This is a genomic window from Dysgonomonas termitidis, from assembly GCF_054657735.1.
Window position 1 is genome coordinate 760,520 of record NZ_BAAHYD010000003.1, and the last position, 24,657, is coordinate 785,176.

Here is a 24,657-nt window from a genome sequence, read left to right on the forward strand (position 1 = left end):
AACCTTAAACCTAAAAATAACCTATCCGTTTTCGAATCCTTGAATTGTTTTAATTTTTCCGTCCGGATTATATTCCAGCTCTATGACTTTCATACTGCGGAGCCATGTCTTACCACCCGATGGTACAGAATCGTGATGGAATAAATACCTCTTGCCCTTGTATTCTACGATACTATGGTGAGTAGTCCATCCGATAACGGGAGCTCTTGTAGGTGTACGGCCCGTCGACTTCACCGAGAGAGAATACATGGTAATCTTTCATATTGAAATGGTCAGCGTTGTCATTTTCGGGAATACCGCTTTCCCAGTCATGGGACGGATAAATATAGATTTTACCTTCGAATACGTGTGCAGACGGGTCTGCCATATAGTCCTGCGGAAATAAGTATCGAGCTCGTTTCATTTGATTTAGATATATTAAAATGAACTTTTTAAATAGGATAGAGGCGTTTATTCCTTATTTTGTGCTTTGTTATCAGGAAGACCAGCCATCGTGATGATTTCCCGGACTATTGGCTTTGCTTTATATTGTCTATCAAACAGTAAAGGGTAATCGGTACGGCCTCTCATCGGAAAATTGTTTTTCCATGAATCTCTGTCGGTTACACCCCACAAGGTGACACGGCTTATTTTCTCCTTATTATCTAAAAAAAGTTTGAAAAAATTCCCCATGCGCTCTGTCCATGCAACTACGACCGAATCCGGCAGGCCGGTTGTATAAGGGTTCATTTTCTGATTATATGCTTCTATCTCAGAGATATTTGCTCCCGTATTGCGACGGGGTGACGGGAGGGCGCTAAGATCGAGTTCGGTAACCATAACTTTAACACCGGCAGATGTATAAGCATCTATAGCCGCCTGATACTCTTCCAGACTGGGCCCATCCATACCAATATGACCTTGCATACCTACCGCATCGATTCGTATGCCTTTTTCTTTAAATGATCTTACCAATCTGACAATGGCTTCCCGTTTACCTTGATACCATTCGTTATAGTCGTTATAGTATAGTTCCGCATCAGGATCAGCTTCATGGGCATACTGGAAAGCCAGAGGTATAAATTCTTCTCCCAGTATTTTGTAAAATTTGCTTTCACGATATGATCCGTCTTCCATGATCGCCTCATTGACAATATCCCAACCTTTTATCTGTCCTTTGTAACGAGATACAACTGTTGCAATATGGGCTTTCATTCGTTGCTTAAGAACTTCAGCTGATACTTCTTTTCCTTCATTGTCGATAAAGAACCATGCCGGAGCCTGTGAATGCCATATCAGACAATGCCCTGTGATAAAAAGATTGTTTTGCTCTCCAAATTCTACAAATTTATCGGCATCCTCAAAGTAATACTCACCTTCTTTTGGTTGCAGATACATGCTTTTCATGCAGTTTTCTGCTACGATCGCATCGAATTCGGCTTTTACTATATTCAGTGATGCTGTGTCTTTTCCCTGTATTTGGTTCAGGTTAAGAGCTGTGCCTATATAGAACTTCCCTTTTAAAGCCTCTTTCAAAGAAGGTTCGTTTTTGCTTTGTGCGTCATGTTTTACATTGCAAGCAAAAAGAGGAAATACAAACAAAGAGAATAACAAGTAATAAATATTCATTTTCATTTCAGATTCTTTTATTTATTTTATATTCTAATAATTTTATTTTGATGTACCCCGTGATGTTGATTTCATTATATCGTGTGATTATACATAATTTCACAAAAATAATTGCGTATGTTATTTTTTGTCATTCAATTTTAGACAATTAAAATCTAATTCTAGACAAATCCATCATTTGCCCGAACCTATTTTCAACAGCTTGAACGAATGGGTAAAGGGATAGTGTGGAAAGAACTACATGGATATTACTTATATATGACGTGCAGAATTATTATCGCATTCATTTATCTAATTTTATTGATTATCTGCTTTAATAATAGTGTTAAACAAACACTTAATTTGATTTTTTTTATAAATTTGCATTTATAACCTATTTCTGATCACTAATGAAATGCAGAAGAATTAATTATTTAACTAATATCTTCAGGATATTAGTTCTGATGTTAATAATATTTCCAATCAATGAAATATTTTCATCTAATGTGAAGTTCTATTCCGTAAATACGATGTATGGAACATTGGTGAGAGAAGTCTATTCAATATGCAAAGACGATAACGGCTTTATTTGGGCTGCCTCTAAAACCGGTATATTGAGAATTTCAGAAAATGATTCCAGATTATATAATCTTCCTGTTACAATAAAAGATTTTTATTTCATCAGGCTTATCTATAAAAATTCGAAGCTAATAGCTTTTACGAGTAATGGTCAAATTTTCATTTACAATGAACTCTATGATTGCTTCGATTTATTTGTAGATATCAAGCAAGCCCTAAATGATGTTAATGCAAATATATTAGGACTTGTTATTGATGAAAACGGAACTCTTTGGATAGGAACTACAATAGGCTTATACAAATATTCAAATCAAGCATTAACACTTGCTTTCAACAGCAAAGCAGAAGTACAACAGGTCGATTTATATAAAGATCATAATTTAATACTTGCTACAATAAACGGCATAGGGATATTCAATACACAGAGCCAAAAACTTGAATATATCCATAAATACTCAGCCGTTAATGAAATTCAAGTGTCAAGTTTTTTCTATGATACAGAATTTAACCAAATTTGGATAGGTACAATCTCTAATGGACTCTTCCTGTATTCTATTGAAAGCAAAAAGCTAAAAGAAATTATAAAGGATGAGTTACCCAAGCAACCGATACTTACGATAAGGAAGAAACAGGCATCTTCAGTCCTTATAGGAATAGATGGGCAAGGTATTTGTGAGATTTCAAGGGATGGTACAAAAATCTTGAATATATATAAAGAGGATGTAAATGATCCGTTCTCACTTCAAGGTGATGGCGTTTATGATATTTTTTGTGATAAAGATGAAAGGATATGGATTGCAACATTTACAGGGGGACTTTCTTTTTTCAACCAGAAATTGTCAGATATAGATATAATAAATCATCAAATCAACAATCCTAACTCTTTAGTAAATAATAATGTTAATAAAGTCTTGGAAGATAAGAAGGGGGATATCTGGTTTGCGACGAACAATGGCTTAAGTCGTTGGAATGTCAAGTCAAACCGTTGGTACCGGTATATTCATGATAAAAGGAATGCAGCCAAGGTTTTCATGGCTTTATGTGAAGATGATGCAGGAAATATATGGGCAGGGACTTACTCCTCAGGTGTCTATGTGATAAATGGAAATACAGGGAAAGAAATAAACCATTATTTTCACGATAGAGACAAATCAGGCTTCTCTGGCCAGTTTATATCCGATATATTCAAAGATATGGATGGGAATATATGGATGGGAGGGACTCGTAATATAATTTGCTATCAAAAAAAAGAGAATAAGTTTCGAGTTTATGAATCGCAACCTATTAATTCTTTTTCAGAACTTTCTTCAGATATAATATTGCTCGCTTGCACATATGGCTTGGTTTCATTGAAAAAAAGTACCGGCGAATTCGAAGTCTTAATTAATAATTATTATGTGCAGGATATCATAGTTCTTGATGATAATATTTGGATAACAACGTCAGGAGAAGGGTTACTTTGCTATGATTATAAAAACAAGACGATTGAAAAATATTCAACAGAATCAGGTATTTTGTCCAATTATATAAATAGTATTACATATATCAATGGTTATTTATGGCTTGGTACGGAGGCCGGGTTATGTCAATTTGATATAAACAAAAAGAAGGCATATACTTCTCCTTCTTTGTTGTCTCTTTCGAGAGTGTCATTTAATACAAATGCTCATTTCTTAATGAAGAATGGGAATATTATATGGGGTACCAATAAAGGTGGTGTCATCACTAATCCATATATTCTTTATAAGAACGAAATTGAAGGCAAGATCTTTCTTCAAAACATAAGTATCTCGGGACGTTCAATCCGGGAATATCATAGTTTGTTGAAGGGAGTGCCTGTAAATGAACAGACTGGTCTTGATTTGAGTCATAAGCAAAATAACTTTATTTTAGAGTTACTGCCTCTTGGCATGTATACTAAAGATATTAAGTTTTCTTGGAAGATGGAAGGTTTAGACTTAAAATGGAGTCATCCGTCTAACTTAAGACTGGTTACATATAACAGCCTCCCTAGCGGAAATTACAAATTAAGCATAAGAATGTATGACAGTTCTCTATCAAAAATTATCGATGAACGTTCTCTTGATATTGAAGTTTTTCCTCCGTTTTGGGAAGCATGGTGGTTTCGCCTTATCATCATAATGGTCATATCCAGTGTTATTATCTATCTCATTAAATCATATTCGAGCCATCTAAAGCAAAAACACATTAAAGATAAAATACAGTTCTTTACCAATATGGCGCATGATATACGTACATCCTTGACTCTGATCAGCGCTCCAATCGAACAATTGAATAATGCCCGGGAACTGCCTGCAAATCTAAGATATTACTCGAATTTAGCCAGTGAACAATCTAATAGATTATCTTCTGTAGCTACCCAGCTACTCGATTTTGAAAAAGTAGATTTGGGGAAAGGACAGATATTTCTGGTTATGACAGATATCGTAAATCTATTATCCAGGCGAATCCTGATTTTTGAAGAAGCAAGTAAGAAAAAAAATATTAAACTTAATTTTTCTTTCAACCAATCCTCATATTTTACGGCAATTGATGTGTTGAAGATTGAAAAAGTAGTAGATAATTTAATCTCAAATGCAATAAAGTATTCGCATTCGAATGGCAGAATAGATATTATACTTGATTGTAACAAATGCTCCTGGTCTTTGGAAGTTAAAGATTATGGCTTAGGTATCAGCTCTAAAGCTCAGAAACTTTTATTCAGAGAATTCTACAGGGGGGATAATGTTGTAAACTCCAGAATGGTCGGATCTGGGATCGGATTATTATTGGTTAAAAGCTATGTTGATTTGCATAAAGGTCAGATCATTTTAAATAGCAAAGAAAATATAGGCTCGTCTTTTATAATAACTATCCCTTACAGAAGAGTTGAAATTGAGGAGACGGTTTCTAGCCATTTCGGGCAGGAAAATGGAGAGGAAAATATTGTTCACCCTGAAATAGAAACAGAGCAAGCCGTTTCAGAAGAAAAGGGAAGTGAGAGATCCAAGAAAATGCATGTATTAGTTGTTGAAGACAATAATGAGTTGCAGGACTTTTTGAAAAACTCTTTGCAAGAGCTATTTCATATATCTGTAGCTAATGATGGAGAAGTAGCCTGGAATCTGATCAATAAAAAAATACCGGATTTGATTATTTCGGATATTATGATGCCCAATATGGACGGGTTTGAATTGTGTCAACTGATTAAATCAACTTTCCAAACTTCTCATATTCCAGTAATATTACTGACAGCATTATCCGATAAAACAAAACAATTAGAGGGTCTCGGTCTGGGTGCGGATGATTACATAACAAAACCTTTTGATATAACGGTTCTTACAAAACGTATAGAGTCTATTTTGAAAAATAGAGAAATTGTTCGGGAGAGAACTTTAAAAATGATAAATGCAACCGGAAATAAGGAGAATGTCTTTTCGAACGAACTGAATGACCGCTTTATTAAAAAAGCTCTTGATATTGTACGGAAGAATATTGATAATAGTGAATTTGGAAAAGATGAATTTGCTTCAGCAATGAATGTCAGCCCTTCTTTGTTGTATCAAAAAATGAAAAATCTTACAGGTCAGTCCCCTATAGAATTTATTAAGGCAATACGTTTCAATTATGCATCCGAACTACTTCAATCAGGAAACTATAACATAACCGAAGTAAGTGAAATGTGTGGCTTTTCGAGTGCAAATTATTTCAGTACCGCCTTCAGAAAATATTTTGGTAAAGCTCCAACAGAATATTAGATCAAACCGATCTGGTAAGTATAAATTTCTCTCTTAATTACTCAGTCTGAAGATTGTATATTTTGAAAACAATGCAGGGTATCATTCTCTTCTTGCTCCTTGATCGTTCACATAGATTCGGGATAGGAGCTTTTCTAACAAAACCCTATTTATACTTTTAAAGAGTTGGAATATCCAGTAAAAACCTAATACATCATACTAGCGTTGACCAAAAATCGCTAAAAAAGGCTTTAAAGAGTTTGATACTTTAAACCGTAACCGAATTTATTTAACTTCTGAATAAACCACAGTAAAAAGCCAAATTCCCCGAATCCTGAGATAACAGCAATAATATAATAGGGGATCAGGACTTTTTATTTAAAATAGAGAGTATATTATATGATCTGTCTAAAATATAAGGTTTATTGTTTAAAAACGAAGTAAATGAAGTGTCTATATCAGTAATTTTGTATTACCAACACTAAGATTAACATATTAATTAAATTCAAAATATTTTAATCATGAAAAGCCGATTAATTACAAAGTTTTTATGGTTGTTTTTTTTGCTGATAGAAAGCTTATCAATAATAGGCCAAAACTTTCAGAAAACAGCTAACGGAATCAAAACTGAGATTGATTCTATAAGTATAGAATTGCAATTCTACACTCCGTCAACCATTAGAGTGGTCAAATCACCCAACGGCTGGAAATATACAAAAGAGAGTCTTTCAGTCGTGGCAACACCCGAAAATACAGCATTTACTGTAACACAAAAGGGTGATGTTGTAACACTAAAAAGTAGCAAATTACTTGTTAATGTAAATCTGAAAACAGGGCTAATTACTTTTTACAATATCAATAATAAAGTTTTATTTAAAGAGAAAAAAGCTCCTGTATTCACCGAATTTAATGATGCAGGAACTAAGACATTCAAAGTATATCAGCCTTATCTGCTCGATAGAGATGAATCTATATATGGTTTAGGCCAGTTGCAAAATGGAAAAATGGTGCAACGTAACCAAACCAAATACCTGATTCAAGGCAATGTTGAGAATGTGGTTACATTCTTTCAGTCAGACAAAGGATACGGAGTGTTTTGGGATAATTATTCCCCGACCACTTTCAAAGACGACGAGAAGGAAACCTCATTTATATCTGAGGTGGGGGATTGCATTGATTATTATTTCATGCAGGGAAGCGATTCTGATGGAGTTATAGCTCAAATGAGAAACCTTACAGGGCAGGTACCTATGTTTCCGTTATGGACATATGGCTATTGGCAAAGTAAAGAACGCTATAAGAGTCAAGAAGAAATTACAGGTGTAGTAAGAAAATACAGAAAAATAGGTGTTCCTATCGATGGTATAATTCAAGATTGGCAATACTGGGGACATAACTACCTGTGGAATGCAATGGATTTTAAGAATCCGGATTTTAATGATCCTCAAAAGATGGTTGACGATATACATTCCATGAATGCCCATATGATTATTTCTATCTGGTCGTCATTTGGTCCGGCAACAAAGCCTTATAGGGAGCTGGATAAGAACGGAATGTTATTCAATTTTTCCACATGGCCTCAGTCTGGTATGGACTCTTGGCCACCGGATAGAGACTATCCGTCAGGCGTACGCGTATACGATGCATATAACCCCAAAGCCCGCGACATTTACTGGAAATATCTAAGCGAAGGCATATTGAAATACGGAATGGACGGGTGGTGGATGGATTCTACCGAGCCTGATCATTTAGATTGGAAGCCGGAAGATATGAATACGAAAACTTACTTAGGCTCTTTCCGAAAGGTAAGGAATGCTTTCCCTTTAATGACAGTAGGCGGGGTGTACGAACATCAGCGTGCCGAAAATTCGGATAAACGTGTATTTATTCTAACCCGGTCCGGATTTGCCGGGCAGCAACGTTACGGAGCAAATGTATGGTCGGGTGATGTCGGTTCTTCATGGGAATCATTGCGTAACCAGATACCTGCCGGACTCAACTTTTCCATCTGTGGCCTACCTCATTGGAACAGTGATATAGGTGGCTTTTTTGCAGGACAATACAATAAGAATTGGAATGATGGTAGCGCAACTAAGAATCCTCTATTCCAGGAACTTTATGTGCGTTGGCTGCAATTCGGAGCATTTAATCCGATGATGCGTTCACACGGGACAGATACTCCCAGGGAAATATATCATTTTGGAGAGAAAGGCGAACCGATATACGATGCTATAGAGAAAATTATCAATTTACGATATTCTTTATTACCTTATATTTATTCAACATCGTGGGAAGTAACGAATAAACAATCGAGCTTTATGCGTGCTTTGGTAATGGATTTTCCAAAAGATAAGAATGCCTTGAATTTGAATGATGAATTCATGTTTGGTAAAGCGTTTTTAGTAGCCCCTATCGTCAATGCCCAATATACTACAGAAAAAGTAGTAAAAGTAAATGAAGAAGATGGATGGAACCGTACCGAATCAAGAGATGCTGATGGGAATCTGATCGTAAACTTTAAAGAGAAAAAGGCTACGGATGTATATCTACCGGCAGGTACTGTCTGGTATGATTTCTGGACAAATCAAAAATATAATGGTGGACAGCAGATAACTTTAGAAACTACAATTGATATGATACCATTGTTTGTTAAAGCCGGCAGTATAATCCCCCTTGGGCCAAAGGTGCAATATGCTACCGAAAAAAAATGGGATAATCTGCAGCTTCGGGTTTATACAGGAGCAAATGGCTCTTTCATCTTATATGAGGATGAGTTTGACAACTACAATTATGAAAAAGGTGAATATACAGAAATACCTGTTACATGGAATGATTCTGCTCACAAATTAACCATTGGAGAAAGAAAAGGTTCGTATAAAGGTATGTTATCGAATAGAAAATTCACTGTAATACTTCAGGATGGAACGAAAAAAGAAGTAGAATATAATGGAAACAAATTAGAACTAAAATTATAATATATGGGATATAAATTGAATTACTATTTACTGACAGTAACATTCTCTTTCATATTTGTAGTGATGGTAAGGGCCCAGAATCCCATCATCCAAACATTTTATACTCCCGATCCGGCCCCCATGGTGTACAATGATACATTATTTCTCTATACGGGCTGTGATGCGGATACCGCCAGTTATTTCGATATGAATGAATGGCAGGTATTTTCTACGGTCGATATGGTAAACTGGACTGATCATGGAGTACAGCTTTTCTATAAAGATTTCAAATGGACAAAGCCCAAATCTGCTTGGGCAGCCCAGTGTATAGAGAGAAACGGGAAGTTTTACTGGTATGTATGCTGCGAATACCCGGGAAACTGGCATGTGATAGGTGTGGCTGTATCCGATCGTCCTACCGGACCATTCAAAGATGCGATTGGCAAGCCATTAGTATATACGGGTAAAATGGGAGATATTGATCCTACAGTATATATTGACGATGACGGACAAGCTTATCTTTATTGGGGTAATGGTAAAGTCTGCTATGTGAAACTCAATGAGGATATGATATCTTATGATAAAGAAATGGGGATTGCGGAACTGGATATGAATAAAGAACAATTTGAATATTTGGAACGCAATGATCCCAACCGTGCAAATACGTTGTTTGAAGAAGGGCCATGGCTTTATAAACGGAACGGATTGTATTATATGATATATGCGGTTGGTGGTATCCCCGAATATATAGCTTATTCTACAGCATCGTCTTTTAACGGACCTTGGAATTATAGGGGTGTAATAATGAATAAGGGCTACGAAGATCTGGCATTTACCAACCATCCCGGTATTGTGGACTATAAGGGAAAATCTTATTTTTTTTACCATAATCAAGGAATATCCAAACATGGGTTCAGACGTTCTACATGCATCGAAGAGTTTAATTTTAATGCCGATGGTACTTTCCCAAACATAAAACCTACAAAAGAAGGTGTTTCTCCTATTGCAACACTGAATCCTTATAGACGGACAGAAGCCGAAACTATGGCTTGGGGACAGGGGGTGAAGACAAAGAAAGATAGTAAAGGAGGAGTTTATCTGACTTCAATCCATAATAATGATTATATAAAAGCGAGAAACGTTGATTTTGCTAAAGGAGTTAAATCTATTGAAATTATTGCGACCCCGGTTGCAGGAGGAGAGATCGAAATTCGCTTGGATGAAGCTGATGGAGCATTGATAGGAATATGCAAAATCGATAAAACAGGGAATTCAGATACTTGGGGCAGCTTTTCCGCTAAGGTGAAAAAAACAGGCGGAATCCACGACTTGTTTTTTGTATTTAAGGGAGCTGATGGAGAACTATTCAATCTTGATTATTGGATATTTAAATAATAATTACTTAATATTATGAGGATTATAATACTTATATCAGCGTTATGCTGCTATATCGCATCATTCGCGCAGATAATGCCTTATAAAGATGCAAATTTAACTCCGGAAGAAAGAGCTCAAGACCTTTTATCACGTCTGACATTAAAAGAAAAAGTAGGATTGATGGGTGATAATTCAATCGAAGTCACTCGCTTAGGAGTAAAGAAATTTGCATGGTGGAGCGAAGCCTTACATGGAGTAGCTAATCAGGGAGGAGTAACAGTGTTTCCCGAGCCTATCGGAATGGCTGCATCTTTCAACGATGAGTTGTTATACCATGTTTTCGATGCCATATCCGATGAAGCGCGTGCCATATTTCATTTTCGAGAGAAGAAAGGAGATGAACGCAGGCAAGATAACGGGTTGTCGGTATGGACACCAAATGTAAATATTTTTCGCGATCCACGTTGGGGGCGTGGTCAGGAAACATATGGTGAAGACCCTTACCTTACTTCGCGAATGGGCATATCGGTTGTAAACGGCTTACAGGGACCTAAAGATGCAAAATATAAGAAACTTTTAGCATGTGCCAAACATTACGCAGTTCATTCAGGACCTGAATGGAACAGACATGTGCTAAACCTGAATAATCTGGACAATCGGCATCTGTGGGAAACATATATGCCTGCGTTTCAGGTCTTAGTCCAAAAAGCAGATGTGAGTCAGGTAATGTGTGCCTATCATCGTCAGGATGATGATCCTTGTTGTGGCAACAACCATTTATTAAAACGTATTCTTCGCGATGAGTGGGGCTTTAAGCGTATGGTCGTCTCTGACTGCGGCGCAATTGCAGATTTCTATACTTCTCATAAAGTATCATCCGATGCACTACATTCAGCGGTTAAGGGTGTATTGGCGGGTACCGATGTAGAGTGTGGTTTTGGATATACTTATCATGAACTGGTCGACGCTGTCTCACGGGGCTTGATATATGAAGCTGATATTGATAAAAGTGTTTTGCGATTATTGACCGAACGTTTCAGATTAGGAGATTTTGATGATAATTCAATCGTACCTTGGGCAAATATTCCCGATACAATAATTAATTGTAAGAAACATCAGGCCTTAGCGTTGGAAATGGCTCGCCAGTCGATGACTTTGTTACAAAACAAAAATAATATCCTACCTCTTTCCAGCAAAAAGAAAATAGCTGTTATCGGCCCTAATGCAGATGATGCAAAATTGATGTGGGGTAACTACAATGGTATTCCCGTAAAAACGGTAACTATATTAGAAGGTATTAAGTCTATTGCAGGTAAAGATATTTTTTATGAAAAGGGTTGTGATATAGTAGATGATATGATTCTTGAGTCTTATATAACAAGATCTACGGCTGATGGGAAAACGGGGATTAAAGCAACATATTGGAATAATAAACAACGAACCGGAGATGCGATAAATACTATACAGTACGATAAACCCATGAGGCTATCTACAACAGGCCAGCATCCCTTTGCCGATAAAGTCAATTTACAAAATTTTTCAGCTGTTTATGAAACATCATTTATTGCGCCGGAAACTGAGGAAATTGTATTCAAAATACAATCAGTAGGAGATTGCCAGCTCTTTATTAATAATGAACTTGTCTCTGAATATAGCTCATGGCGGTTTGTCGCCAGGCGCACTCCTTATAAAGTGGAAAAAGGAAAACAGTATGATATAAAAATAAATTTCACACAGAACTACGATTTTACAAATGCGAATTTGAATTTCGACATGGGGAAAGAATCTCCTGTCGACTATAAAGGTCTTGTCAACAGATTAAAAGATATAGATGTCGTCGTATTTGCAGGAGGAATATCGGGTGAACTCGAAGGAGAAGAGATGCCTATCGAAATGCCTGGATTTAAAGGGGGTGATCGCACAGATATTGAATTACCAGCTTCACAAAGAAATTGCATAAAGGCATTGAAGAAGGCTGGAAAAAGAGTAATCATGGTCAACTGTTCGGGTTCAGCTATAGGTTTAATGCCTGAAAGTGAAAGTTGTGAAGCTATATTGCAGGCTTGGTATGGCGGTCAGTCAGGGGGGCAGGCTATAGCTGAAGTCCTTTTTGGAAAATATAATCCTTCAGGTAAATTACCTATTACATTTTATGAAAATATCGATCAGCTACCCGATTTTGAAGAATATGATATGAAGGGGCGCACTTATCGATATCTGGAAGATAAACCTCTTTTTCCATTTGGTTATGGACTGAGTTATACAACCTTTGATATAGGTAGGGCTACCGCAAGTAGTATATCAGCCAAAGCAGGAGAAAAAATAAAGTTGGTTATCCCCGTCAAAAATACGGGAAAACGCACAGGCTCTGAAACAGTTCAGGTGTATGTGAAAAAAGTAGATAGTGGCGGTCCGATAAAAACACTTCGGTCATTCAAGCGAATAGAACTACCTCCTAATGTATCACAAGATCTTACATTTGAGCTAGAACCTTCATTTTTTGAATGGTATGATCCTGCAACTTTAAGGATGAACATATTATCCGGCGATTATGAGATTCTTTATGGGACTAGTTCTGATAACAAAGACCTGCAAACCCTAAACATAACATTAATCTGACAATTTTAAATAATAACTGACAAAAACGCTATGAAAACTTTTTTACCGTTAATCTTACTTTTTTGTTCTTTAATAACATCTTCATTTGTTCGTTCACAAGAAGCTGTAATTACAAGTCCTAACAAAGATCTAAATCTGAAAATATTTATCGAGAATGGAAAACTGTTGTATACTGTAAATTATAAGAATGCGGTGATCCTTGAAAAATCACCTTTAGGATTACAAACAAACGAAGGTGATTTTAGTACCGGTCTATCGTTTGTTGGAAAATCGGAAAATAAAATAAGTAAAACATATACACAAGATAAAATTAAACGTTCAGAGGTAAACTATGAAGCGAACACGCTGAAATATACCTTTCAGAATGGAAAAGAACAAAAGATGTCTGTTCTTTTCCAAATAAGTAATAATGATATTGCTTTCCGGTACGAACTTCCTGCATGGGGTGATCGTAGGGCATGCGTAGTAGTGGCAGAGATCACAGGCTTTCGTTTTCCTTCATACACGACTGCATTCCTGTCTTATATGATGGGCCCAATGGGAGCTTTTGCCCGGACTTCTCCTAGTTACGAATCAGGTTATCAGGCTGACGTTCCTATCGGAGATACCAAGTCTAATACAGGTTATGTATTTCCGGGACTTTTCAAGGTAGGAGAGGATGGTTGGGCTTTACTTTCCGAAACGGGAGTAAGCAGCTTATATTGCGCCTCACATTTAAGTGCTTATAAAGAGGGTCTGTATACTGTCGAATATCCAAATCAGAAAGAAAACAATGGGTTTGGGAGTGTTGGTGCCCAGTTAAGCTTGCCTGGCACTACACCTTGGCGAACAATTACCATAGGCGAAAATCTGAGACCAATTGTAGAAACTACCATCCCTTTTGATGTAGTAGAACCGTTATATGAACCAACAAAGAACTATAAACATGGTAGAGGAACATGGAGTTGGATCGTATGGCAGGATAATAGTATGAATTGGGATGATCAGGTTAAATATATTGACCTGGCATCTGAAATGGGATATGAATATATCTTAATAGATGCATTATGGGATACTAATATCGGCTATGACAAGATGTTGAAACTGATTGAATATGCCAATTCTAAAAATGTAGATGTTTTCCTATGGTATAATTCTAACGGGGGTTTCAATGATGCTCCACAAGGACCAAGAAATAAAATGAGTACATCAGTGGAGCGTAAGAAAGAGATGAAATGGTTAAAAGATGCAGGAGTTAAAGGCTTGAAAGTCGATTTTTTCGGTGGAGATAAACAAGAAACAATGCGCTTGTATGAAGATATACTATCCGATGCCAACGATTACGGACTGATGATTATTTTTCATGGCTGCACCCTTCCTCGTGGTTGGGAACGTATGTATCCGAATTATGTCGGAAGCGAAGCGGTGCTGGCTTCCGAAATGTTGATTTTTTCGGAAGGCGTGAGAAATGATGAAGCCTTTTACGCATCTCTTCATCCTTTTATCCGCAATACTGTCGGTTCTATGGAGTTTGGAGGCGTTTTATTAAATAAATACCTTAACAAAGGAAATAAAGAAGGACAAAAGCGCCTGACTACGGATGCTTTTCAATTAGCGACTGCTATACTTTTTCAAAATCCGGTACAGATGTTTGCTCTTACACCCAATAACCTTTTCGATACGAAAGATTTTGCTCTTGACTTTATGAAAAAAGTTCCCTCTACATGGGATGAAACATTATATATTGATGGGTATCCCGGAAAATACACAGTGATAGCTCGGCGATCCGGCGACCAATGGTATGTTGCAGGTGTAAATGCACAGAAAGAACCTTTAAACCTGAAATTAGAACTACCTATGTATGCAGGGATGAAAGTACGGCTCATCTGTGACGGTAAGAAGCAAGAAATTATACAAAAAGAAGTGAATATAAATAAAAACGGAATTCTGGAAGTAACCCTTCAGTCACGAGGCGGATTTGTATTATCAAAGTAAAAAATAAATAGATATGAAAACTCATTTAATATTTTTGCCACTACTCGTTCAAATATTATTGAACTTGCCTATTGTCAGCTCTGCTCAGAACCCTCTTATTCAAACTAAATATACGGCCGATCCGGCTCCAATGGTTTACAATGATACTGTATTTCTTTATACCACTCATGATGAGGATGATGCTCAAGGGTTTAAGATGTTGGACTGGTTGCTGTATTCTTCTACCGATATGGTAAACTGGACTGACCATGGAATAGTTGCAACCTTAAAAGACTTTAAGTGGGCAACACGCGATAATGGAGCCTGGGCACAACAATGTATTGAGCGGAACGGAAAGTTCTATATGTATTGCCCCCTGCACGGTCAGGGAATTGGTGTACTTGTAGCCGATACCCCTTATGGTCCATTTAAAGACCCTATAAACAAACCACTTGTATGGCAAAAAGAGCATTGGGACGATATCGATCCGAGCGTATTCATTGACGACGACGGTCAGGCTTATATGTATTGGGGTAATCCAAATGTTTACTATGTAAAACTCAATGAGGATATGATATCATATTCAGGCGACATCGTGAAGTTGGAAAATAAACCGGAACATTATCAGGAGGGGCCTTGGGTATATAAAAGAAATGGGCATTATTATATGGCATTTGCCTCTACTTGCTGTCCTGAGGGGATCGGTTATGCTATGAGCGATTCGCCAACCGGCCCGTGGACAACTAAAGGGCATATCATGAAGCCAACTCACCGTAGCCGGGGAAATCATCCGGGCATTATCGACTATAAGGGTAGTTCTTATGTTTTCGGATTAAGCTATGAATTAATGCATCTGGAAACCTTTAAACATCACGAGCGGAGATCGTCTATGGCTGCAAAAATGCACTATAATACAGATGGGACTATCCAAGAAGTACCTTATTGGGCGGAGACAATTTTGGAGCAAATCGAACCATTCAACCCTTACCGCCGCGTAGAGGCTGAAACTATGGCGTGGGGTTACGGTCTAAAAACGGAAAAGATGCCTGATGGCAGGATTTGTTTGACAAATATTGATAATAATGAGTCTTTATGCCTCCGTGGGATTGATTTCAAAAAGGGCGCCCGGGAATTTTCTGTTATGGCAGCATGTAGCGTCGATGGGGGGTATATTGAGCTTCGCCTGGGTAGTACTACAGGGAAACTTATAGGAACATTACCTGTAACACGTTCGGGAGCTATGGATAGATATAAGCTTATGTCGTGCCTGATTAAGGGAGCCGGAGGTGTACATGATCTGTATCTTTGTTTTAAAAGTAATTCTCAAAAAGACAATCTTTTCTTTTTAGATTATTGGGAGTTTAAATAAGGCGTGTATGATAATCTCTTAAGAGATATAAACCTTGAAGCTAATTCGATACCTCTACTTGTCGGCGAACTGGTTAATGCAGACCAAAATGGAGCTTGCTCAGGAATGAATGAAATAATAAGGACGTTACCGGATGTTATTCCTAATGCCTGCATCATACCTTCCGATGGATGTGAAGGGGTTGCAGATCGTCTGCATTTTAGTGCAGAAGGGTATCGAGAGTTAGGCAGACGTTATGCGAAACAAATGTTGACCTTGTATAAATAAAAAGTAACGTAAAGATGATAAAACATAGATTGTATATTTTTATAATGTGTTGTATATTAATATACGACTTATCGGCACAGGATCTCAAACTATGGTACAACACACCTGCCAAAATCTGGGAAGAAGCCTTGCCTTTGGGTAATTCAAGGCTTGGAATTATGATATATGGCATCCCTGAAAAGGAAGAGTTACAGTTGAATGAAGAAACAATCTGGGGCGGAGGTCCATACCGAAACGATAATCCAAAGGCTTTAGGAGCATTACCAGAAGCCCGCGAACTGATATTTGAGGGGAAGACCCCGGAGGCAGACCAATTGATAAACCGGACATTCTTTACCAAAACACATGGAATGCCTTTCCAAACGGCAGGTAGTGTCATACTTAATTTCCCCGGACACCAGAACTATCAGGGTTACTGCCGGGAGCTTGATCTGGACAAGGCTTTGGCCACTACACGCTACACTGTAAACGGAGTAAAATATACCCGTGAAGTTTTTTCTTCATTCGCTGATGATGTAATTATTATGCGAATTACCGCCGGGAAGAAAGGAGCACTTAACTTTGAGACGGAATATACCAACCAGTCCCAACATACGATCTCAAAAAAAGATAATACATTGATACTGGAAGGTAAAGGCTCAGATCATGAGGGCATAGAAGGAAAGATCCGTTATCAAATACATACACAGATAAAAAATCAGGATGGAAAGATCGAGGTTACAGACAGTAAAATATCGATATCTGGTGCCACAGTAGCGACCATCTATATCTCGATAGGTACCAATTTTATCAATTATAAATCTGTCGAAGGCGACCCGGCTAAAAAGGCTTCCGATGCTCTGACTAAAGCTTTAAAAATAGATTATAGGTCAGCACTGAAAAATCACTCGGATATTTACAGTAAGCAATTCAGGCGTTTCAAGCTCGATTTGGGAAATGTACCTGAAGCGATGAAATCAACGACTACTCAGCGAATTATTGATTTTCAGAAAAATCATGATCCGGCGCTGGTTACACTATTGACACAGTTTGGACGTTATTTGTTGATATGTTCTTCACAACCCGGTGGGCAGCCTGCTAACCTGCAAGGTATCTGGTGTAACAGTATGTATCCGGCCTGGGATAGTAAATATACCATCAATATTAATGCAGAAATGAATTACTGGCCGGCAGAAGTAACCAACCTTAGCGAAATGCATTTACCGATGATACAGATGGTAAAAGACCTGTCGGAAAGTGGGCAGCAAACCGCAAAAACTATGTATGGTGCGAGAGGATGGGTTGCACATCACAATACGGATATATGGCGTGTTACCAGTCCTATCGATTTTGCGGCGGCAGGTATGTGGCCCACAGGAGGAGCATGGTTGGTTCAACATCTTTGGGAACATTATCTTTTTACCGGCGATAAGAAATATCTGGCCGATGTCTATCCTGCAATGAAAGGTGCAGCAGATTATTTTCTATCGTCTTTGGTAGAACATCCCAAATATGGGTGGATGGTAGTTTGCCCTTCAGTCTCTCCCGAGCATGGGCCAGTGTCTGCAGGTTGTACAATGGATAATCAACTTGTTTTCGATGTGTTGACCAGAACAGCGCAGGCAAACAATATTCTGGGTGAAAATGAAGAGTATCGGAATCAGCTGCTGGCTATGGTAAGTAAACTACCTCCTATGCATATCGGGAAATACTCCCAATTACAGGAATGGTTGGAAGATAAAGATGACCCCCAAAACGAGCATCGTCATGTTTCGCATCTGTATGGCTTGTATCCGGGTAATCAGATATCACCATATACTAATCCCGCGTTATTCGAAGCGGCCCGAAACTCTTTAATATACAGGGGGGATATGGCTACAGGATGGTCTATCGGATGGAAAGTGAATCTTTGGGCGCGTCTGCTTGATGGTAACCATGCATATAAAATAGTGAGTAATATGTTAACATTGGCAGGAAAAGGGAACGAAGACGGACGAACATATCCTAATATGTTTACCGCGCATCCGCCCTTCCAGATCGATGGAAATTTCGGATTAACTGCAGGCATCGCTGAAATGCTCGTTCAAAGTCACGATGGCGCAGTTCACTTATTACCGGCTCTTCCCGATGTATGGAAAAATGGATCGGTTTCAGGGATTATGGCACGTGGCGGATTCGAGATCTCGATGAAATGGAAGGACGGCGAGGTTTCGGAAATTTCAATATTGTCGAAGCTTGGCGGTAACTTGCGTATTCGCGCGCATGTACCTCTTACCGGGAAAGAATTAAGTAAATCAGAAGGTAATAACTCTAATCTGCTTCTGGCCCCGGCTGACATTGCAAAACCGATCATATCCCGGGAAGCTTCACTGAAAGGGATTTCATTAAAAGAGATATTTGAATATGATGTTCCTACTCAAGCCGGGAAGAAGTATGTTTTTTTACGAAAGCATTTTATATAAATTCCACAATCTTTTAATTGCAACATTTCCGGAATGCGGGTTTGTTTATCTGCTATGAGGAAATAATGCAGGATTTCCATAAAGATACAAGGAGTAATTTTCTTTGAGATTGCAAACAAAAAGGTAAAAATGGGGCTGCCTTTCCAACCATTGAGTATTTCCTATGAGTATTAATTATCAAAGTTGGGATGAGGTTTTGTGTCTATTTATAGATTATTTAGATTTCCGGAACTAATCGCTTTCTTAATTTTCTATTCTGGTTTCATCGATAATTAAATAATCCTTCTGCATTTTCATATTCCAAACCATGAATTTCCTCTAACGATAAAATTTTCTCTCAGACAAAAAATGTGTAATACTGTCTCATGACTCAATCTGTTATTTGCTATTACCGGTAAACCGGCAGCTATAGTCTCTTTTGTACTGTATCGTAGATAATCACTGTGTTACCTAAACATATTTCCCATAAAGCTAAGATAATCATAATCATCGAGAGAAAGCTTTTATGGACATGTAACGGCAGTTAAAGAATATGAAACATTTACGATAAATAATCAATAAAGAAATACTCAAAATTATCTAAAATCAAATATCAAATATCTAAAAACAAATGTCATTCGGTAATAACACTCTTTAACTTTATCGCAAGTTAACACTTAAAAAAATAAAAGTAAAACGAATTTGTATAACAATTAAATCAAATCGTATGAGAATGAAAAACAAATCAAAAAAGAAAAGAAAAATTCGGTCGGCATGTATATGGCTTCTGCTCGTTTTCTTCGGTAGTTTGTCGGTGTTCGCGCAGAATAACCGGACTGTACGGGGAACAGTACTGGACGACCATAACGAACCGATTATTGGAGCTGTCGTTGTGCTGAAAGGTAAAGCTTCAGTTGGCACGGCTACCGATGTAGATGGCAAATTTACCATGAGCATTCCGGAAGGAAGCCAGACACTTGTCATTTCCTATATGGGAATGGTAACACAAGATGTGAACATTGCCGCCGGGAAAGACAATATTACAGTTGTCATGAAAGAAAATGAAGTTAGCTTGTCGGAAGTAATCGTTGTCGGCTTCGGACAACAAAAAAAAGCCAGTGTCGTAGGTGCCATTACTCAAACGACAGGTAAAGTGCTGGAACGCGCCGGTGGTGTATCGAGCATCGGAGCAGCATTAACTGGTAACCTGCCGGGCGTTGTAACCATGTCTAGTACCGGTATGCCGGGTGAGGAAGATCCCCGCATCATCATCCGTGGACGCAGTTCATGGAACAATGCCGACCCGCTTGTCCTTGTTGACGGCATCGAACGCCCGATGACAAGTGTCGATATTAATTCGGTAGAAACAATTTCTGTATTGAAAGATGCATCTGCAACAGCCGTTTACGGTGTGCGCGGGGCAAATGGTGTTATACTGATTACCACAAAGCGCGGAAAGGAAGGACGTCCTGTAATCAACATCAATATAAGCACAACCATAAAAGTGCCCTCAAGTTTACCTAAAACAATGGACTCTTATGATGCATTAAGTGTACGCAACCGAGTAGTAGAGAGCGAATTGGGACTTAAACCCGAAGCATGGGCCTACATGACTCCGCAATCGGTCATCGAAAAATACCGTTATCCGGCAAATCTCGCAGAATACGAAAGATATCCGAATGTAGATTGGGAAAAAGAGTTGCTCAAAGATTTCGGAATGTCCTACAATGCGAATGTCAGCATTTCGGGCGGAAATAGCTTTGTAAAGTATTTCACAAACGTGGACTATGTGAACGAAGGCGACCTTTTCCGCAGGTACGACACCGACTTTAGCTACCATGACAAACTCGGATACGGGTTCGATCGCCTCAATGTTCGTAGTAACTTGGATTTCTCACTTACAAAATCCACTACTTTACGCGTTAATCTGTCAGGCTCACATGGAAAAAGGACAACCCCTGCAGATAAACGTTATGAATATACCATGTGGGCAGGTTTGTATGGTATAGCGCCCGACTGCTTTCTCCCGCGTTACAGCGATGGCTCGTGGGGATATTATTATCCGAGTCCCACGCAAGCTGCTCAAAACTCAGTAGAATCAATCGCGACAACCGGTATCGAATACATTACCACCGACCGCCTTACTACCGACTTTGTTCTTGAACAGGACCTGGGCATGCTGCTGAAAGGTTTGAAAGTGCAAGGACAGATTTCGTTCGACAATAGCTATCAGGAAACCGAAAGAGGTATTAACAATCTATACCAGAACACCAACCTGCATAAGTGGATTGATCCCGAAACCGGAAAATCTTATACTGACCAGACTATCGACGTAAACAACAAATTCGACACGCAGAACACTTTTAACTGGACGGCAAGAGCAGGCCAGGTCAATAACCAGAGTTTATACCGCCGATTGTACTATTCCGGACGGATCTCATACAACAATTCGTTCGGAAAACATAATATAGGAATAATGGGTGACTTCAGTCGCGAGGAAAATGCAACAGGTAGCATGATACCTTCCTATCGTGAAAACTGGGTATACCGTACCACTTATGATTTTGCCGGAAGATATTTCGCCGAATATAACGGAGCATACAACGGTTCCGAAAAGTTTGCTTCCAATAATCGTTTCGCTTTATTCCAGTCCGGAGCACTCGGATGGATGGTTTCTGAAGAGCCAATAATAAAATCGCTTGGCCTGAAATGGCTGGATATGATGAAAATAAGGGGCTCTTACGGGCAAATTGGCGATGATCAGGTCAACGGCCGATGGCTATATATGACTACATGGGAATACCTCTCGGACAGAGGTTTTTTTCAGGGCTTGACCGGCAATAACCCACCCCAAAGCCCATATAAATGGTATCGGGAAGCAGCTGTAGGAAATCCCAATGTGCATTGGGAAACGGTTACGAAAATGAATCTCGGCCTTGAACTGGCTATATTTAACGGATTGCTTACAGGAACTTTCGAATTTTTTAAGGATAAACGTTCCGATGTTCTGATTGCAGGAAGTTCACGTGCTGTTCCTTCTTATTTCGGAACTACTGCGCCAACGGCTAACCTTGGAAAAGTTAATACGCAGGGATATGAAGTCGAACTACGTCTGAACAAGCAACTTAACAGGGACTTGCGGTTGTGGGGGAATATGGTTTATACACATGCTGAAGACAAAGTTATTGAAAAAGATGACGCCATATTAAAACCAGAGTACCAAAAAGCGGCGGGCAAAGCCAACGACCAGCCATATGCTTATGTAAGTCATGGTTATTATAATAATTACGACGAACTGTATGGTAGCACTGCGCATGATGCTCTTGACGACGCCCGTATGCCAGGCAACTATATCATCCTCGACTACGATGCCGACGGTGTTATTTCTACTTTCGACAATATTCCTTACGGCTTTTCGGGAACTCCCCAAAATACTATCAATGCAACATTGGGAGTAGATTACAAGGGATGGAGCGCATTCCTTCAATTTTATGGAGTAACAAATGTGACCCGTCAGGTAGTATTTAGCAGCCTTGGCGGAACGCGCAACACTGTATTCGATGAAGGCTCTTATTGGTCGAAAGACAACCCGAATGCAGATGTGCCACTACCGCGATGGAGCACAGTTGCAAGTTCTTATACGCCCGGTACACGTTATATGTACGACGGCTCCTACATACGCTTGAAAAACGCCGAAATAGGATATACGTTTTCTAGCGAAAAATGGGTAAAATCACTAGGCCTTAGCAGTTTAAAGTTTTATTTGAACGGAAATAATATCTGGTTGTGGACAAGAATGCCTGACGACCGGGAATCGAACTTTGCCGGTACGGGATGGGCTTCACAAGGAGCGTATCCGACCGTAAAACGTTTTAATATAGGTATTAAAGTAATATTATAAAATCCATCCCATGATAAGAACAAATATAAAATACTATCTATTTTGCGGGATACTTTCTGTATTGTTTGGGATTACTTCCTGCACAGACTATTTAGACCGTGATCCGGAATCAGTTATATCCGGCGAGACGGCATTCCGTAATTTTAATAATTTTCAAGGGTTTACGGAAGAAATGTACGCCCTGATCCCAGATGTGGCTAAACACAACTGGGTAAGCTCTTTTAATTGGGGCGAAGACGAAATTATCACTATCGGAAGCGGGGAATACCTAATGGGTTTCCATATCGACCGAGGCAACTACCGTGCTTATATTAACAAAGGTGATTGTTTTCTCGACAGAACCTGGAGCAGTACAGGTGACAGGTTTGCTAAATCTCTATGGGGAGGCTCCTGGGCAGGTATCCGCAAGGCCAACATGGGACTGGAAGCCTTGGAAAAAGGAATGATGGTAGACGGTTCCCAGGCTGAAAAAGATATTATTGCCGGTCAACTCTATTTTTTCCGGGCATGGTTTCACTTCCAACTGATACAATATTGGGGGGGGCTTCCATATATTGACTATGTATTACCTAGCGATGAAAAACTAATTTTACCACGCATGACATATAGAGAATGTGCGGAAAAAATAGCTGCCGATTTCCGTAAAGCTGCCGATTTATTGCCTGTCAACTGGGACGACACCGAAATCGGACGTCGCACATCGGGACAAAATGCCTTGCGTGTGAATAAAATATGGGCATTGGGATTCCTTGGCAAAAACCTGTTGTGGGCAGGCAGTCCATTGATGGCGAACGGAGTTAATGGACCCAGAACATACGATGCTGATTTATGCAAACGGGCTGCTGACACTTTTGGTGAATTGCTCAACCTTGTCGAATCGGGACAGACCCAGTATTCATTAGTTAGTTTCGAAAATTACAGTTCGTTATTTTATACCAATCACCAAAGCTGGTTGATGCCCGGTGGAACGGAAGCCATCATGAGAGGGCCGACTTATGGACCAGACTCATATTGGCGGCAGGCAAACTCATATCAGGTACAGGCCATGGCAAACGGAGATAACATTGTATTATGTCCGACGGCAAACTACGTCAATTACTACGGAATGGCAAACGGATTGCCGCTGAATGACCCTGAATCGGGTTTCGACCCCACACATCCGTGGAAAAACCGTGATCCGCGTTTCTATAACGACATTCTCTACGATGGACGGAAAGTAACCCAGTCGGCAAACGAATATCAGTATGCAAATCTTTATACAGGAGGGAATTACAGTAACGATGACCGCAACAAAAGCCGTACAGGTTATCTCAATTATAAATTTATCCCCATTGGAGCTAATACATACGACAATGACTATGGTTACAGCACCGCGCTCCATATCCACCTGAGTTGGCTGCGCCTTGCCGACGTCTATCTGATGTACGCCGAATCTGCAGCTCAAGGTTATGGGGCAGCAACCGGTAAATCAGGTAAATTTTCCAAGACGGCGGCAGATGCCATCAATACCGTTCGCGATCGCGCAGGTATAGGACACCTGAATGCTAAATATATATCGTCACTTGATGGATTCATGGACGAATTACGCAGGGAACGCGCTGTAGAACTATCGTTTGAAGCGCACCGCTTCAACGATCTGCGCCGTTGGCTGCTTCTCACGGAATACCCTTACAATATAAAGACCCGTCAGAGATTTGACCGTGCAGCGCAGCTTGACCCTGCTGCGGACCCGAAAGAAAACGGCGTGAAAAATTTCAAAGAAGAAATCCTTGTAACCCGCAATCTTTCGTCCAAGCACTACTGGCTTCCTCTCAAAACTGACGATGTCAGCTTGTATCCTGAATTTGGGCAAAATCCGGGCTGGTAACTGATTGATAACTTTTAAAAGAATTAG

Annotated in this window: 11 protein-coding genes and 1 pseudogene; 10 read left to right on the forward strand and 2 right to left on the reverse strand. The window is 39.2% G+C overall.

The window, feature by feature from the left end; all coding sequences use genetic code 11:
• Positions 1–21: 21 nt before the first annotated feature.
• Together ACYQ3L_RS24370 and ACYQ3L_RS24375 are read right to left on the reverse strand one after the other, a co-directional pair.
• A pseudogene (locus tag ACYQ3L_RS24370) lies at positions 22–403 on the reverse strand (hypothetical protein).
• Between the two features lie 47 nt (positions 404–450).
• Entirely contained in the window at positions 451–1,614 is a 1,164-nt protein-coding gene (locus ACYQ3L_RS24375) for an endo-1,4-beta-xylanase (RefSeq protein WP_379993665.1), read from the reverse strand.
• 503 nt (positions 1,615–2,117) lie between these two features.
• Between ACYQ3L_RS24375 and ACYQ3L_RS24380 the strand changes: the two genes are divergently transcribed.
• From ACYQ3L_RS24380 to ACYQ3L_RS24425, 10 genes are all read left to right on the forward strand, one after another.
• Positions 2,118–5,924 (forward strand): hybrid sensor histidine kinase/response regulator transcription factor, encoded by a 3,807-nt coding sequence (locus tag ACYQ3L_RS24380; protein WP_379993663.1) that lies wholly within the window; start codon positions 2,118–2,120, stop codon positions 5,922–5,924.
• A gap of 500 nt (positions 5,925–6,424) precedes the next feature.
• On the forward strand, positions 6,425–8,878 hold the full coding sequence (locus ACYQ3L_RS24385; RefSeq protein WP_379993662.1) for a glycoside hydrolase family 31 protein: 2,454 nt from the start codon (positions 6,425–6,427) through the stop codon (positions 8,876–8,878).
• A 3-nt stretch (positions 8,879–8,881) separates the two neighbouring features.
• The gene (locus ACYQ3L_RS24390) at positions 8,882–10,252 is read left to right on the forward strand and encodes a glycoside hydrolase family 43 protein (protein ID WP_379993661.1); all 1,371 of its coding nucleotides are present in this window, start codon (positions 8,882–8,884) and stop codon (positions 10,250–10,252) included.
• A gap of 15 nt (positions 10,253–10,267) precedes the next feature.
• Positions 10,268–12,853, forward strand: a complete 2,586-nt coding sequence (xyl3A, locus tag ACYQ3L_RS24395; RefSeq protein ID WP_379993660.1) for a xylan 1,4-beta-xylosidase — start codon at positions 10,268–10,270, stop codon at positions 12,851–12,853.
• A 30-nt stretch (positions 12,854–12,883) separates the two neighbouring features.
• Complete coding sequence (locus ACYQ3L_RS24400; protein ID WP_379993659.1) at positions 12,884–14,827, forward strand: glycoside hydrolase family 97 protein; 1,944 nt, start codon at positions 12,884–12,886, stop codon at positions 14,825–14,827.
• Between the two features lie 13 nt (positions 14,828–14,840).
• Positions 14,841–16,175, forward strand: coding sequence for a glycoside hydrolase family 43 protein (locus ACYQ3L_RS24405; RefSeq protein WP_379993658.1), 1,335 nt, complete (start codon positions 14,841–14,843; stop codon positions 16,173–16,175).
• 3 nt (positions 16,176–16,178) lie between these two features.
• Positions 16,179–16,442, forward strand: coding sequence for a sialate O-acetylesterase (locus tag ACYQ3L_RS24410; protein WP_379993657.1), 264 nt, complete (start codon positions 16,179–16,181; stop codon positions 16,440–16,442).
• Positions 16,443–16,456: 14 nt separating this feature from the next.
• Positions 16,457–18,883, forward strand: coding sequence for a glycosyl hydrolase family 95 catalytic domain-containing protein (locus ACYQ3L_RS24415; RefSeq protein ID WP_379993656.1), 2,427 nt, complete (start codon positions 16,457–16,459; stop codon positions 18,881–18,883).
• A 706-nt stretch (positions 18,884–19,589) separates the two neighbouring features.
• Positions 19,590–22,763, forward strand: coding sequence for a SusC/RagA family TonB-linked outer membrane protein (locus tag ACYQ3L_RS24420; RefSeq protein ID WP_379993655.1), 3,174 nt, complete (start codon positions 19,590–19,592; stop codon positions 22,761–22,763).
• Positions 22,764–22,773: 10 nt separating this feature from the next.
• Entirely contained in the window at positions 22,774–24,630 is a 1,857-nt protein-coding gene (locus ACYQ3L_RS24425) for a RagB/SusD family nutrient uptake outer membrane protein (protein ID WP_379993654.1), read from the forward strand.
• Positions 24,631–24,657: the final 27 nt, after the last annotated feature.